We start from the raw sequence: 14899 nt of genomic DNA, 5'->3' as shown, positions 1-14899 counted from the left end.
TTTATTCTCGTCTAATTAGAGATATTTTTTCAACAGTAATTCTAATTCTTGGATTCGTTCAGCCGGAACTTTATCTAATGGCGTTAAAATTGCAAACTTTAAAGCAGAATGGGCTTCAGATTCGGGGAGATTTTGACTTAACCGTTTAACCGTTTCTTGAATCACTTTTTGAGCATTAACAGCATTACGTTGTAAATTCCCCACAACCATTTCTACCGTGACACTATCATGTTCAGGATGCCAACAATCATAGTCTGTAGCTAGGGCTAATGTAGCATAAGCAATTTCAGCTTCACGGGCTAACTTTGCTTCGGGTAAATTCGTCATTCCGATAATCGTTCCGCCCCAACTGCGATATAAATTAGACTCTGCTTTTGTAGAAAATGCTGGCCCTTCCATACAGACATAAGTTCCACTAGAATGTAAAGTAACATCCGGTAAATTTAGAGCAGAAATAGCATCTGTTAACACTTTTGCTAACTGCGAACAAATCGGATCACCAAAGGTAATATGAGCAACAATTCCATTCCCAAAAAAGGTTGAAATGCGAGAGCGAGTGCGGTCAATAAATTGATTTGGAACCACCATATCTAAGGGTTTCACTTCTTCTTTGAGAGAACCCACCGCAGACGCCGAGATAATATATTCAACCCCTAAACTTTTCAACGCATAAATATTAGCACGATAGGGTAATTCTGTGGGTAATAAGTGATGAGTGCGTCCATGTCGCGCCAAAAAAGCCACCCGCATCCCTTCTAACATCCCGATAATAATGCGATCAGACGGTGAACCAAAAGGAGTATTGACTTCAACTTCTTCAATATTTTGTAGTGCCTCCATTTTATACAAGCCACTACCGCCAATAATTCCAATTTTCGCCTGAGTCATCTGAGCATTCCCCTATCATATTGTTACTCAAGGTATTTTAGCAGCTAATTTGCTGATTCATCACAGTCGAGAACAATGAACTGTGTATTCTGCTGAAAGTGTGGACTAATCCTGTTAAAATCAAAAGATTGAGAAACCGAGTTCTGATTAAAAAACTAAGTTTCTCACGACGGAATAGTTAATTAAACAATGAATTAAACAAAGTCAAAATCGTTACCATCTAATTCCATTACATCTTTTACAAAAATTGTCGCTTCTGAACCGCCCAGAAATTCACCCTGAGATGGATCAACAGCACCGAGAACATTAATCGTAATCCCCGAAGAACTCACACTCACATTGAAATCTCCATCATCTAAAATATCATTGTCGTTGGTGTCTAAAGCATCAAAGTTTGTTCGGAGTTGATCGTCAACAAATACCCCCAGAGGAACATCACTCAAGTCAATGATATTAGATCCTCGCAAAAAGCTATCAATAGTATCATTTCCAAAAGACTCAAACTCAGCTTCTTGATTCATTTCCGAAAAAGTAAAGGAGATTCTATCACTACCCCCACCCGCAATTAGCGAATCATTTCCTAATCCACCATTGAGAATATCATAACCACTACCCCCAGTTAAAATATCACTACCATCACCACCATTTAAGAGATCATCGTCATCCCCACCATCAAGAAAGTCATCACCAACACTACCATTTAAAAGATCTTCGCCATCACCGCCATTTAAACTATCATCACCATCGCCACCATTTAAACTATCATTACCTTCATCACCTGTGAGGAAATCATCCCCCCAATCCCCTTCGAGTGTATCATTTCCGAGATCACCCGAGAGACTGTCATTACCAATTCCGCCCGAAATCGAGTCATCTCCCTCTCCCCCTAAGAGTTCGTCATTTCCACTACCTCCGTCAAGAGTGTCATTATCCTGTTGTCCAAGTAGGCGATCATTATTTTCACCTCCACTGAGAAAATCTGATCCTAAACCGCCTGAGAGTAAATCATATCCAGCTTCTCCTCGAACGACATCATCACCCGAACCCCCGTCTGCAATATCGTTACCGTCTCCAGCAAATATATTATCGTTTCCCGAAACTCCACTAATATTGTCATCACCGTCACCACCAAAGATTTCGTCATCTCCTGAGTTACCGACAAGAACATCGTTTCCGACACCCCCGTAAACAGAATCATCACCAGTTCCACCAAAAATGCGATCATCACCGCTATCACCATATAACCTGTCGTTACCTTGTTCACCGAGAATGGTATCTTTACCTGTTCCTCCCCGAATTAGATCGTTATTCGTGAGGAAGGTAAAGTCATCAAAGCGAACATTTAAAGTTGGAGAAAATTCAGCAACAACGGGAGTAAAAGAGTTATTAACTGTTGTATTTTGTGAAGTTGTATTCAGTCCCAGGGTAATGTTACCCGGCCCTCCAAATTGACTCCCTTCCGAATCACCTAGTAAGCGATCGTTGCCGCTATTTCCTTCAATTGTATCTGCACCTAAACCGCCGAAAACCTCATCGTTACCAGCATTGCCGAATAATTGATCATTGCCATTTAATCCTCGAATTCGATCTGCAAGCCAAGTTCCGTTGATGATATTATTACCGTTATCTCCATTTAATAAAGCCATTTTTTTCCTAGATAAATGAGTGAACTGTGAAATTTTGTTTGGGTCTTTCTACAATGTTCAATAGGAAAGAGTCAGATTTTTTATGCAAATCTTTTAAAAAGATAGATAGATCAAGATTAGATCGACTGATTAGAGTTAAACTAAAAAAAGCTGATCTAATAAAACTGATCGTTTGTCAAGTCACACAAATGAACGACATCTAAAAAAGGGACTTGTTAATAAATTTCAAAAAAGTTATACTGATTTAGTATCTGAAATTTGAAAACTAGGCAAACTTGCTTAATATTATATATAATTTATATGAGTATTCAAGAATCAGAGTTTAGTTGGGCTGAAGCCAAAGAGTCAGCGAATCTTGTTCTATTCAAAAATAGTGGAAAATATTTAAGTGATATCGAAATCAAAGTTCTTCAAGGTGCTTGGCAAGGAAAAACCTATGAAAAAATGGCTCAGTTTTATGGTTATAGTCCAGAATACTTAAACAAAGATATTGGAAACAAACTCTGGAATAAGCTGTCAGATGCTTTAGGGGAAAAAGTTAGAAAAAAGAACTTTAAAGAAGCCTTAAAAAGAGAATGGAAAAAACATCAAACTTTATCTAATTTTATTTCAGAAAATATATCAGTGAATCAATGGGTTACAGAACTTCCCTTTCCTGAAGGTTCTGTTGCCTTAAGTTCATCATTTTATCTAGAGCGAGAAGGAATTGAAAGTCTGTGCTATGAAACCGTAATGAAACCCGGTTCTTTAATTCGGATTGAAGCCCCAAAACTTATGGGAAAAACATCCTTAGTCAGAAGAATATTAGCTTATGCTGGCAATCATGACTATCAAACCGTCTATCTAGATTTGCAAAACGTAGATAAAGCTATTTTAAAAAATTTAGATAAATTTCTACGCTGGCTTTGTTTGAAAGTTAGCTACTATTTAAAGCTAGAGAATCAGTTAAATGAATATTGGGATACCGAGATTTTAGGTAGTAATGATAACTGTACGGCTTACTTTGAAGAATATTTGCTTGCAAAGATTAATAGTCCTTTGGTATTAGCATTTGATAACGCTGATCGAATTTTATCCTCTGCTGAACTTGGAGAAGACTTGTTTGGGATGCTGCGAAGTTGGCATGAAAAAGGAAAAATATTTGACTTGTGGAAACAATTAAACCTGGTACTTGCTTACTCAACTGAAACGTATACTCTCCTCGATATTAATCAATCTTTTTTGAATGCAGGAGTTCCCGTTTATTTGCTAGAATTTAATCTGCAACAAATACAAGATTTAGCTTATTTACATCAACTCAATTGGAATGAAACTGAAATCAAGAAATTGATGAGTTTAGTCGGAGGACATCTTACTTAGTTCGACTTGCAATGTACTATATTCATTCTGAAAAGGTTTCTCTCGATCAACTCCTCAAACAATCTACAACAGAAGTCGGTATTTATAGTAGTCATCTTCGCAGACATTTAGATAACCTACAACAATCTACACCTTTAGCTGAAGCCTTTAAAAAAGTTGTAGATTCCCTAGAACCTGTAGAATTAGATCCGATCAAAACTCATAAGCTGTACAGTTTGGGATTAATCACACGACAAGATAATCAAGTGATGCCTCGGTGTGGTTTGTATCGAGAATATTTTCAGAGAGTTTTAACTTTAAAGTAAATTCAGGGATGAGAAGCAAAATTGTGTCAACACCCCTGAATTAAGATTCCTTATTTCTAGTCAGATCCTAATTTCATTGATGTGATTCAGGAAAAGAAGATAAAGTCATTCTCGGTTAAACTGCTGACATTTTCAATTAATAATTTTCCTCCACCAAAGTTAAAAGTTTGACCATTCATTTGATATTCAATGACACCAGCTTGAAAACCCAAAGTAATGTTACCGGATGGAGGAAGGTAAATAAGTAGATCGTTACCAATTTCTTCAACAAAGGGGAAATCGAGATCTGTCAATTCACCATCCGCACCTGCTACATTACCATTAGGCCAGTAATCAAGAACCTCAAAATTCTTCAGGCTTGAATCATTAGGAGGTGGATTTTGAGTAAAATTCAGCAGAATATCAAAACCAAACTCAATCTTATCTAGATTCTTTTCAAATCCCTTGATAGTATCATTACCAAAACCACCAACTTCCTCACCTGTGATCTTGAAAATATCCTGTTTGTTATCCATATCAGCGACAGGTGGATCTTCATCTGTTAGCAAACTTCCACCACCGATGAGGATATCGTTATCAGTTCCCCCAACCAAAATGTCCTCACCAGAACCCCCCGCTACTGTATCATCACCACTACCGCCAGATACGGAGTCATCACCACTCGAACCGACGACAAGATCTTGATCATCACCCCCATCAACGGTATCGTTTCCGGTATCTCCAAACACCGTATCTCGACCATCACCCCCAAACATCTCATCATTTCCACTATCGCCATCTAAAGCATCGTCATCTCGACCCCCATACATAGAGTCACGACCCCCGCCACCCTTCATCGTATCGTCACCTAAATCTCCAGACAGGTTATCGCTACCATCTCCACCGTCAACAAAGTCATTTCCATCTCCCGCTTCGATAGTATCTTGACCGACATTGATACCTCCGTTGAGGACATCATCATCTCCTCCACCGAAAATCCAATCATCTCCTGAACCTCCATCTACAGTATCTTCTCCAAAACCACCAGAGATACTATCATCTCCAGAAACACCGCTAATATTGTCATCTCCTTGACCGCCATCAATGGTGTCGTTACCGCTATCTCCAATTAGATTATCATCATCATTTTCTCCTAAGATTTGGTCATCTCCTGATCCTCCTCGAATAAAATCATTACCATTACCACCTTCGAGAGTATCAAATCCTTGTTCTCCAAAAATACTGTCGTTTCCAGTTCCTCCAGTCATGGAATCATTGTAGGTAATAAGAAACTCAAAAAATTTGGCATCAAAGACAAATTCTTGTGTAGCAACAGTAGATTGGGGAGTGAATTCAAAAGCCGTAAAACTTTGGGGAGTTAAAGAAGTTAAAGAAGAAAATTCTTCAGTAGAAGTATTAGATCGTGAAGTCAAACCCGATGTAAGAACCGGGGGAAGCAAGACTCCAGAACTCCCTGTTGTGTCGCCATACATTCGATCATTTCCACTTCCGCCAGAAACAGTATCATTTCCACTTCCACCATAGACTCTATCATTATCACCTAAAGCAAAGATCCGATCATTTCCAGCGAGTCCCCGAATGTAATCTTCGTTACTGCTACCCAAGAGAAAATCGTTTCCACTGGTTCCTGTAACGTTAGCCATAATTTTTCCTCCTTATTTTTAGATAGGTTTGGATTCAGAGATTTTGCTCTTTTGATCAATTAGAGTGGGGTTAAAGTATTAACGCCTTAAACAATCAGCAAGATTTAAGTTGACTTAAACTCGCCGTTGAAACCAAATAATTACATTGTCAATCCGTACTGATCCGGCGGTACCACTATCGACGCGAAATTGAACCGTATTGCTACCATTTTGATTTAGAGAATTCACACTAAATGGTTCTAAAATTGTTCGTAAAGAAGTACCACTAGCGGTAATAGAATAAACCCGTTGATCATTAACCTCAACTTCAAGTTTGAGATTACTAGCATTATTTGATGGATCAATCATAAAAGAAAGAATGGCAGGATCATCAGCTAGACCCCCAGGAAGACTGAACGAATTTAAGGTTCGTTCTTGGTTAACATTAAGCGTGAAAGCGGAGTCTCGAAGAACTTTATAGTCAGTAACATTTGGCATAGGTCTATCTCCTGAATCTGTTTTCTGTGATTGATATCAACTATTATTGGGTTTAGATATATAATCTGCTAGGGGAAAAAGTCAGGAAGTTTTATATAACAAATTAGAATTTATAGGAAAAAGTCAGGTACAGTTTCCAATCAAATATTCAGTTTTATGAGGGATTTAAAACCGGATTTTTTTTACGTTTTAAACTTAAAAATAGAGGGGAATATAGAGGTTTAGGGTACACATGATGCAACACTTACCCGCAGTAGTAACTCTCTGTGATGCCGATTGATTTGATAGAAATTTATTGGAAAAATATAAAACCAGTTTTTAATCTAAATGGGATAGAATCATAACTCGTAAAACCAAGACTCTATTCAACCGAACTAATCTATAAAAAAATGCCCCAACTTTATGATAAAATAGTTGAGGCGAATCAGATCGCTATTGATAATTAAGTTTAACAGTCACAATTAGATGTTCCAGATGGGTAAGGGGAAAAATAGCGATCCTGTTAAATTTACTCTGAGAAATGTAGAGAACGTAAATGCCAGCCACGGCTTGTCTCTTTAGAGTCAATCGATATCAGATCAACACTATGATAGTCTCAATACATCCCGTTCAGCTTCTATCTCAGGGGAGTTGAATATTAAGAATTTTTGGAGTAAGCAACTGAACCCAGACCGATGAAAAATCCGGATAGTCCTCACTTATTATCTACAATGAAAGGGGTTGAATATTCATCGAACTACTGCTATCTCTATCATCAGAGTCTCGTCTATTCTGATTTGATAAGATTGACTCCGATCAATACAACAGTCTTTTTTCGCTCTCAACTTCTCTGCTAACCGATTATAAAAGATTGGAATTCCTCTCCTCATTATACAGAGTCGTTCGGGTGCCAGTGCAATTTCTGCCTTGAAAATCTGAATAATTGCGTCTTGTCTGGCTTCTACTGGGTCTGTAGATACTCCATAGTAGCCGTCAGAGGTAATCCAGGCGTAAATTCCTGTTCTATCCTCAATCATGGAGAATGCTCGTGTATCGAGAGAAGTTCTGTCTTTCATCTATTTTTGTTAAAATCCAACACACACCAGCTTATCATTTTGCATCTATCGAAAGGAATAAATTTTATACAGATCGCCAACCTTCTCGGTACAGACTCTGGAGGTATGGGGTTTTGAGCGGATGGAATGTCAACAATGGGGAGAACTACCCCAAATCAATTGATCTGAGGTAGCTCTGTTAATATTTATTAACGTGGAAGCTGTCGTTGTTTCCTACTTCGCTTTCTTGGAACGGGAATGAGTAGCAAAAGCACCCAAAGCCAATATAACACCAAAGATAGTATTGGGTTCAGGAACGGTTTTGGTTGGAGCAATATTACCGGCTAAAACATCATCAATATAGCCGGCATAAGTTGACACGCGAGTATCAAAAATTATTTCTCCAACAGAAAGATTGTAAGGAATATCATCTATCTCAGAAGGCAAAAGAGACCTGATAGCATCGGAGACGACACCTGCAACTAATCCATCAATAAAGGTTGGCCCTCCCGAATCTCCAAAAGAAGGAGAAACTTCATTTTCACCCAAACCAAAATTTGGAATACCTGCAATGATTCCCAAAGCATCGTTAGCAGGATTCCCATTATCAAAGTCGTAAAGTAAAGCCGATCCTACTGGAAAGTTTACCTCGGGAAATACGCCATTTAAAACCTCTCCAAAGGCATCATAAGTATTTAAACCCGACCGTTTTTTTAGATCAAGAACTCGTTCGTTAGTATTGCCATTCCCTGTTACGCCTATCCCCACTTTTATACCGGGCTGACCCAGTTCATCACTGCCTCGATAAATATCATATCGTTCTGCGTCTGTGGGTGCTAATTCTGCTAGTTTGATGATAGCAAGGTCGTTTCCATCATAATAACGACCATTCCAATTGGGATGAATGTACAACTCCTCCGCCTTCACCTGAACTTCGCCTGTCGGCAACTCAAAAAATGCCTTTGCACCCGTGGTAAATACATTGCCTAATGGTATAAATGGTTCAAAATCAATTGTATCTATTGAAGAAGCGAGACAGTGAGCCGCAGTCAGAATGTGTTGTCCTGTTGGTAACAATGAACCCGAACACAAGAAACCTCCGAAACTCGTTTGGATGTTTAAACGTACAACACCATCATACCCCGTTCCCGGTTCAACAATATAATCATTTGGGTCGCCTGGGACAACAATTGCTTTGGCTTGATGGTTCAGTTCAAAGACTACAAATACTCCAACTGTAGAGAGGGCAGTCGAAACTATTGTGGATGCAAGAAAGCCCACTTTTTTGAAACACATTGACATCAGATTTTCCTTAATAAATGTAGTGAATTTTTCTGAGGTTTGCGATCGCAAACTGTTTTTCTGCACCCAATATCTAATCTTGCTAGCAAGCCTATCAGAAACCTACTTTTTCACAAAACCAACTTTTGTTCAGTTTTTTACCTAGCCAAAAGTACAGGTACTCGCGACTCTAGGTTTATTAGCCCTCGCCCGCCTTTTTTATCCTTCCTAGCCCCCCTTTGAAAGGAGGGAATTCTTGGAAGTCCCCCGTATAAATCAAAGCGAAGCTTCCTTTGGCTTCCCCCTTATTAAGGGGGACGGGAGGGGGATTTCACAATTCAATCGCCCCTAACGCCTTCAGAGTCGCTTTTTGAGCATCTGTTAAACCCGTTGCGTCTGTAATATTCATCCCTTCATACAAACGAGTCGCCCGCAACAATTTAACGCATTCACCCGTTTCGACATCCCACAACCGAACGGTTTGATCTTGGGAACCACTGATGATAAATTTACCCTCGTGACAAAACCTAACCGAAGAAACTAAATGAGTATGTCCTTGCAAAATATGAATACATTCGCCCGTTTCGACATCCCAAACTCTAATCGTATGATCATGAGAACCACTAGCTAAAAACTTTCCATCAGGACTAAAAGCCACCGAAAAAATCCAATTGCTGTGTCCGTATAACGTCTTTAAACACTCTCCAGAAACAGTCCACAATTTCAATGTATTATCAATACTTCCACTGGCTATAATTTCAGCATTGGAGTTAAAATCAACAGCAAATACGCGATCGCAGTGTCCGTGACAAACTTTTAGACAATTTCCCGTTTTTACATCCCAAAACCGCACTGTTTTATCGGTACTGCCACTAATTAAAATGCGACCATCGCCACTAAACGCTATCGAATAAACTTGATCACTGTGTCCGCTTAAAATCTGTAAACATTGACCTGTCTGCGGGTTCCAGAGTCTAATTGTTTGATCTGCACTTCCACTAGCGAGTATTTCACCATTCGGACTAAACGCCAAGCAACGAACCCAGTCCGTATGTCCGGTTAAAATCTGAAAACAACGCCCTTCTGAGACATCCCAAAGCCGAATAGTTTGATCGGAACTTCCACTGGCGAGAATACCCTGACAATTAAAACCAACCGCAAAAATTTGATCCTCATGTCCGCTTAACGTCTTCACACAGTCTCCTGTGTATATATTCCACAGACGGATGGTTTTGTCATTACTTCCACTAGCAATATTATCGCCGTAACAAGCCACCGGAAGCGCCCAGTCGGTGTGTCCTGACCAAGTTTTTAGACATTGACTGCTGCGAACATCCCAGAGTTTAACCGTTTGATCGAGACTCACACAAGCCAACGTTTCACCCTGGGGACAAAAAGAGACACAAAATATTTGATTCGTATGTCCGTATAAGGTTTTAATAGAGTATGGACTCTGGTCTTGGTGGTTTTCATTTTCACAGTCCCAAACTCTAACTGTATAATCTGCACTTCCACTGGCTAACAAGTTTTCAGTCGGACTAAACGACACCGAATAGACGCCGCCCGTATGTCCAGAAATCGTTTTTAAATACTCTCCTGTGTCGCCCTTCCAAAGATTAATATTGTGATCGCTACTTCCACTTGCTAGCAGACTTCCATTACCATTAAACGCCACCGATCGCACCCAACCTTGATGTTCGTGACAGATTTTCAAACAGTCTCCCGTCTTCACATCCCATATTCTCATCGTTTGATCTTGGGAACCACTAGCGACCCGATCTGTTGTCGGACTAAACGCTACTGATCGCACCCAGTCGGTATGTCCGCTTAACGTATTCAGACATTGACCTGTGTGAGTATCCCAAAGTTTAACCGTACAGTCTCCACTTCCACTGGCAATTTTTGTCCCATCGCTGCTAAACGCCACAGAAAACACTTCTCCTTCGTGTCCGCTATAGGTCTTAATACAAGCACCTGTCTCCACATTCCACAACTTCACTAACCGATCCGCCCCTCCACTGGCTAACATTTCGCCATCAGGACTAAACGCCACCGATCGCACCCAGTTAGGATGACCTTGACAAATTGCGACTAATTTACCTGTTTTCACTTCCCAGAGGCGAATATTGCAGTCGGTGTCGCAGGTGGCAAGACCTTTGGGGCTAAAAGCGGCGGAGAGAATATTTCCGAGGGTTTCGGTAAAAACGGAACGAGACAGGTCACAGTGGCTAAAATTGACGTTGTGCAGGGGATAATTTTGTAGGTAGGCTTGCCGAATCGTTAGCCGTGAGAAATCATAATTTGTGATATCGCTTTTGAGTTGACGAAATAAATTCAAGAGATTTCCCGCAAGATAACCGACTTGTGGAGTTGGTTGCTGTTGGTGTTGAGTCAGAATCTCTTGTAAACACTTTTCAACCGCAGAAGGTGAACCCAACTGGGCGATCGCTTGATCGACAATAGGTTGTAAAATCAGACAAGTTTGAGCATCTCGAATATAGTCTCGGGTTTGAGCTTGTAAAAAAGCATAAGAACGCAATAAATTCGTCTCGCGATTAATAATTTCTTGAACACTGCGATCAATTAATTCACTGATGGCATATTCCATAACTACAGGTTGTTGGGTGAAAGCATTTCCGGTTTTTTCCACCAAAGATCGACGTTGCAGGGAAGCTAAAGCGGGGAGAAGTTCACTGATCGAGACGGGGGAAACAAGGTCTTCTAAAAGTTGATCTAGGTTAACAGGTTCTCGTTCTATCGCTAGCCAATACATTAATTCTCGTTCTAGGGGAGTGAGGCGATCAAATTGACTTTGAAGTAACTCTCGAATTCCATCAAAGATAAAGCAACCTTGTTGTTGAAAGACGTCTAAAAAAACAGAGAGATTCCCATCAAAGACTTCTTCGATTGCAGAAGCGACTATATTTAAAGCCAGAGGATTTCCGCCATAGCGTTCGTTGAGGGTTTGCCATTGGTGTTCATTTCCGGTGAAAGATCCTTTTGCTTGGATGATTGCTTGTCCGTCGGTTGCAGGTAAACCACTTAACTGAAGATAACGTATAGGTGATTGTTGACCTTCGAGGGCGGCGAGTCCTGCGGGTTTTTCACGAGAGGTTAAAATCAGACAACTTTGATGTCGGCTTTGACCGATTAATTTAAACAGTTGACCATAATTTTCATAGCCAGAAAGATAATTGCCTGTATATCGGGTAAAATTGGCTTGAGCAAAATCGCCACTTTGTAGAATAGATTCAGCGTTATCTAATACAATTAAACAGCGTGAGTTTCGCAAATAATTCAATAAACATCGCATTCGACCATCAAAGTCTAGGGGAAGATCTTCGACTTGTTGGTGACTAATAAATTGAATCAGATCAGTGATAATATCATCTACACTGGGGGCATGACGAAGACTTCGCCAGATTATACAATTGAATTCAGCTTCTAGGTTTTGAGTGAGTTTAGCCGCGAGGGACGTTTTCCCAATTCCCCCCATTCCGAGTAGAGTGATCAGATGACAGCGATCCCGTTTTACCCATTTTTCTAAGGTTGTCAGTTCATCTTGGCGACCATAAAATACAGTAACGTCAGGCGCTTCACCCCAGTCTAGTCTAGGAATATTATTCGCTAAAGCTTTACCGTTAACTGTGTTTCTGTTGAGGAGAGGTTTTGGAGAGGAGATCGGAGTTGGCGGTTGACTGGGTTGAACTTCTTCGAGTTCATCTAACTGACAACGACGTTCAAAGGCGGCGCGAAAGGTTTTTTTAGTGACTTTTTCATCTATTGCTTCCGAGAGGAGTTCCCACAGTTGTGATCCGACGATGCGAACATGAGTATTAGAACAGTAGCAGCTTTGGGCAATTTGATCATACTTTTGATCCAACCAAGATCCCCGAAAAATATCAGCTTGTAGGGTACTAAGATGTTGGTTTGTCTTCGCTAAAACCAGTTCATCTGCTTTGGCGAGTGCGGTTTCGAGTTCAACAGTGGCTTTTGGGTTCATGTTTATTCTCTCCTCAACTGTTATCGATATCAACTCAACTGCCTACTTCGTTTAATCACTAAACATTTCTTACCTAATCATACTTTTTCAAACATTTTTTTGATGCTGTCAAGAGAAGATCAAAAAAGTTATCAAAAATTTAGGGTTAGACCCCTGATTAACAAACATGAATGATACAAAACTTTAAGTTTCTCTTGTTAAACAGTAGCAAACGATGACGATCAAGCGATCTCGATCACATTTTGATCTGATCTCTCAGGGAAATCTCAGATAAATTTCAGAACAATTTTAGATAAAGTTCAGCAGAAGATTGGTTTTACAAAAATCATCCTTATTTTTTAAAAGCACATACTTTTTCAAACATTTTAATATTGTATTTCTGAGATAACTTGCTTATATTGGTTAACAACAAGACAAGCAATAAACCATTAAGTGATTGCCAAAACCCAACTCATTTTGAGGAGTAAAGTTATGCAGCTTTGTTATCGTGGTATTCGTTATAACGCTCAATCTACTTCTTTTCCGTCCTCAGCTTTCAGTCATTTTTTCAAGATCGGGGTGTTTCCTGCTATCACCAAAGCTTAAACCTCGCCAAAGAACTCTCAACGAAAAAATTAACCTATCGGAGGATTTCCTATTATCAAGATAGTTCTCAACCTGTACAGGAAGTTAAGACTATCCCCACTTTAAAATCAGCCTTGATCTAAAAATATTCAGCACTTCGTTTAACTGATAATGTTGTTTAGGTTGGATTCAACTCAATGGATAAAACCATTAAGGAAGTTTGTAACTGGCAACTCGAATAATTAATTTTCCCTTTTCAGGATTGTGTGTAAAAATAAACGCACCTGATGCTTTTTCACCCCCAGAAAGAAAGTCTATTTGTTGTTCTCCTTCTTGTTGAATATTTTCATCTTCGATTTGAAGTTCTCCAATCACTTGAACGGATTTTGCGGTTTGTCCTCCAAGATTAGAAACTGAGAAAGGAACATAAAATTGAGTTCCAAACTGACGAATTTCTTGATCAACAGTAACAACTAACATCGGGGGCTGATTTTCTTGAACTTTCCATTGATAAAGAATAAGAAATATTAGCAATCCTAGAATCGAAATTGCAAGTCCGAAACTTAAACGTTCTGGGAAAGAACGCTGTTTTTTGTGTTCCTTTTTCTCTGAATCTGTAGAAGTTTCACTCATACGGCTAAACGTCCTGCTGCACCCCCAATACTGGCGGGAAGTCCTAACAGAATAGTATAACGTACCCAGAGAAACCAAGGATCGGCGAAGCTTAATTTTTGAAAAAACAACAGCATTAGAAGTGATGCCATCAGAGAAATTAAATAAGATAAAACTGTTTCACTTTCGGGGGTTTGAAAGAGTCCTTGTTGCTGTTTGCGTTTTTTCTGGTTCGCAAACCCTGCTGCAAAAACAATCAGATAAGAAATAAATAGAGAAGCTAAAATAATAGCAATTAACCGAGGTGGAGAAGCCGCTACTCCCAATTCGGTGACTTCATCGGTTGGGGCAATACTAAAAGCAATAATAATTGCTCCGGTTAATGTTGCGCCTAAATCAGATAATGTCTCGTTTGCTCCTTCTAGTTTTTGCAGCTTTTGAACCATAAAATCATCATGGTTTCGAGAGTTGTCCGAGGATTCATTAGAATCATCTTCACTTAATATTAATCGACTTAAAGCAACGCCAAGTGCAAAAGGAACACTTTCAAATATAATCTTGCCTAGAGCTTCTTCGAGAGAAGTATTAAAGGTGATTCGTTGTAGCAAAACCATTATGAACGTTGCACAAACAATCGCAATCGCTAAGGCTTCTATACTTTCTAAAACTACATCGTTGAGGTTAGTTCGTTTTCTTCTCCGAAAGCCTTCAACTCGATTAAAAAAGAAAACAACTAAGTAAGTTACAGCTAAAATAGCCAACATCAAAGGCGGTTTTAAGTAAGAACCTGCTTGCCAAACTTCAAAGGTGTACAATAAGGGAATTCCAAATAAAAATCCTCCGGCTGCACCGCGCACAATATCATTAAGTTCTTTCAGCCAAACTAAACGTGATTGTCGTTTACTCATTCGTTTGTTCATTAACTTAACCTGTAAATCACAGTAATATTTGTATGGCCTCCTTCGGACTAGGCTGATTTTAACCGTTGTACCTTTGCCGACGCGATCTTCCTATTATACCGCTAAAAAAATACTTGTCGTTTCTCATGTCTCAGTTCATTCTACAGTAGGGTATTTGTTCTGACTCT

11 protein-coding genes are annotated in these 14899 nt (G+C 39.5%); 2 read left to right on the top strand and 9 right to left on the bottom strand.

What is annotated here, in order from left to right; translation table 11 throughout:
- Positions 1-15: 15 nt before the first annotated feature.
- Positions 16-888 (bottom strand): S-methyl-5'-thioadenosine phosphorylase, encoded by an 873-nt coding sequence (locus tag L8106_RS06420; RefSeq protein WP_009783422.1) that lies wholly within the window; start codon positions 886-888, stop codon positions 16-18.
- 194 nt (positions 889-1082) lie between these two features.
- The gene (locus L8106_RS06415) at positions 1083-2534 is read right to left on the bottom strand and encodes a calcium-binding protein (RefSeq protein WP_009783421.1); all 1452 of its coding nucleotides are present in this window, start codon (positions 2532-2534) and stop codon (positions 1083-1085) included.
- 300 nt (positions 2535-2834) lie between these two features.
- Between L8106_RS06415 and L8106_RS06410 the strand changes: the two genes are divergently transcribed.
- Positions 2835-3893 (top strand): AAA-like domain-containing protein, encoded by a 1059-nt coding sequence (locus L8106_RS06410; RefSeq protein WP_009783420.1) that lies wholly within the window; start codon positions 2835-2837, stop codon positions 3891-3893.
- An 11-nt stretch (positions 3894-3904) separates the two neighbouring features.
- On the top strand, positions 3905-4198 hold the full coding sequence (locus L8106_RS34175; RefSeq protein ID WP_009783419.1) for an AAA-like domain-containing protein: 294 nt from the start codon (positions 3905-3907) through the stop codon (positions 4196-4198).
- 86 nt (positions 4199-4284) lie between these two features.
- Here the strand turns inward: L8106_RS34175 and L8106_RS29410 are convergent, their stop codons facing one another.
- From L8106_RS29410 to L8106_RS06370, 7 genes are all read right to left on the bottom strand, one after another.
- On the bottom strand, positions 4285-5841 hold the full coding sequence (locus L8106_RS29410; RefSeq protein ID WP_009783418.1) for a calcium-binding protein: 1557 nt from the start codon (positions 5839-5841) through the stop codon (positions 4285-4287).
- A gap of 114 nt (positions 5842-5955) precedes the next feature.
- Positions 5956-6318 (bottom strand): hypothetical protein, encoded by a 363-nt coding sequence (locus L8106_RS06395; RefSeq protein ID WP_009783417.1) that lies wholly within the window; start codon positions 6316-6318, stop codon positions 5956-5958.
- A gap of 728 nt (positions 6319-7046) precedes the next feature.
- Complete coding sequence (locus L8106_RS06390) at positions 7047-7373, bottom strand: hypothetical protein (RefSeq protein WP_009783416.1); 327 nt, start codon at positions 7371-7373, stop codon at positions 7047-7049.
- 213 nt (positions 7374-7586) lie between these two features.
- Positions 7587-8654, bottom strand: a complete 1068-nt coding sequence (locus L8106_RS06385; protein ID WP_083798374.1) for a trypsin-like serine protease — start codon at positions 8652-8654, stop codon at positions 7587-7589.
- A gap of 310 nt (positions 8655-8964) precedes the next feature.
- Positions 8965-12636 (bottom strand): NB-ARC domain-containing protein, encoded by a 3672-nt coding sequence (locus L8106_RS06380; RefSeq protein WP_009783414.1) that lies wholly within the window; start codon positions 12634-12636, stop codon positions 8965-8967.
- A gap of 774 nt (positions 12637-13410) precedes the next feature.
- A complete protein-coding gene (locus L8106_RS06375; RefSeq protein ID WP_009783413.1) occupies positions 13411-13833 on the bottom strand; it encodes a TIGR02588 family protein in 423 nt (140 codons plus the stop codon).
- Positions 13830-14732, bottom strand: a complete 903-nt coding sequence (locus L8106_RS06370; RefSeq protein WP_009783412.1) for a TIGR02587 family membrane protein — start codon at positions 14730-14732, stop codon at positions 13830-13832. Before L8106_RS06370 ends, L8106_RS06375 begins: the two co-directional genes overlap by 4 nt.
- Positions 14733-14899: the final 167 nt, after the last annotated feature.

Source organism: Lyngbya sp. PCC 8106 (genome assembly GCF_000169095.1).
In the GTDB taxonomy this organism is placed as follows: domain Bacteria; phylum Cyanobacteriota; class Cyanobacteriia; order Cyanobacteriales; family Microcoleaceae; genus Capilliphycus.
This window is presented reverse-complemented; position numbering and strand designations above follow the sequence as displayed.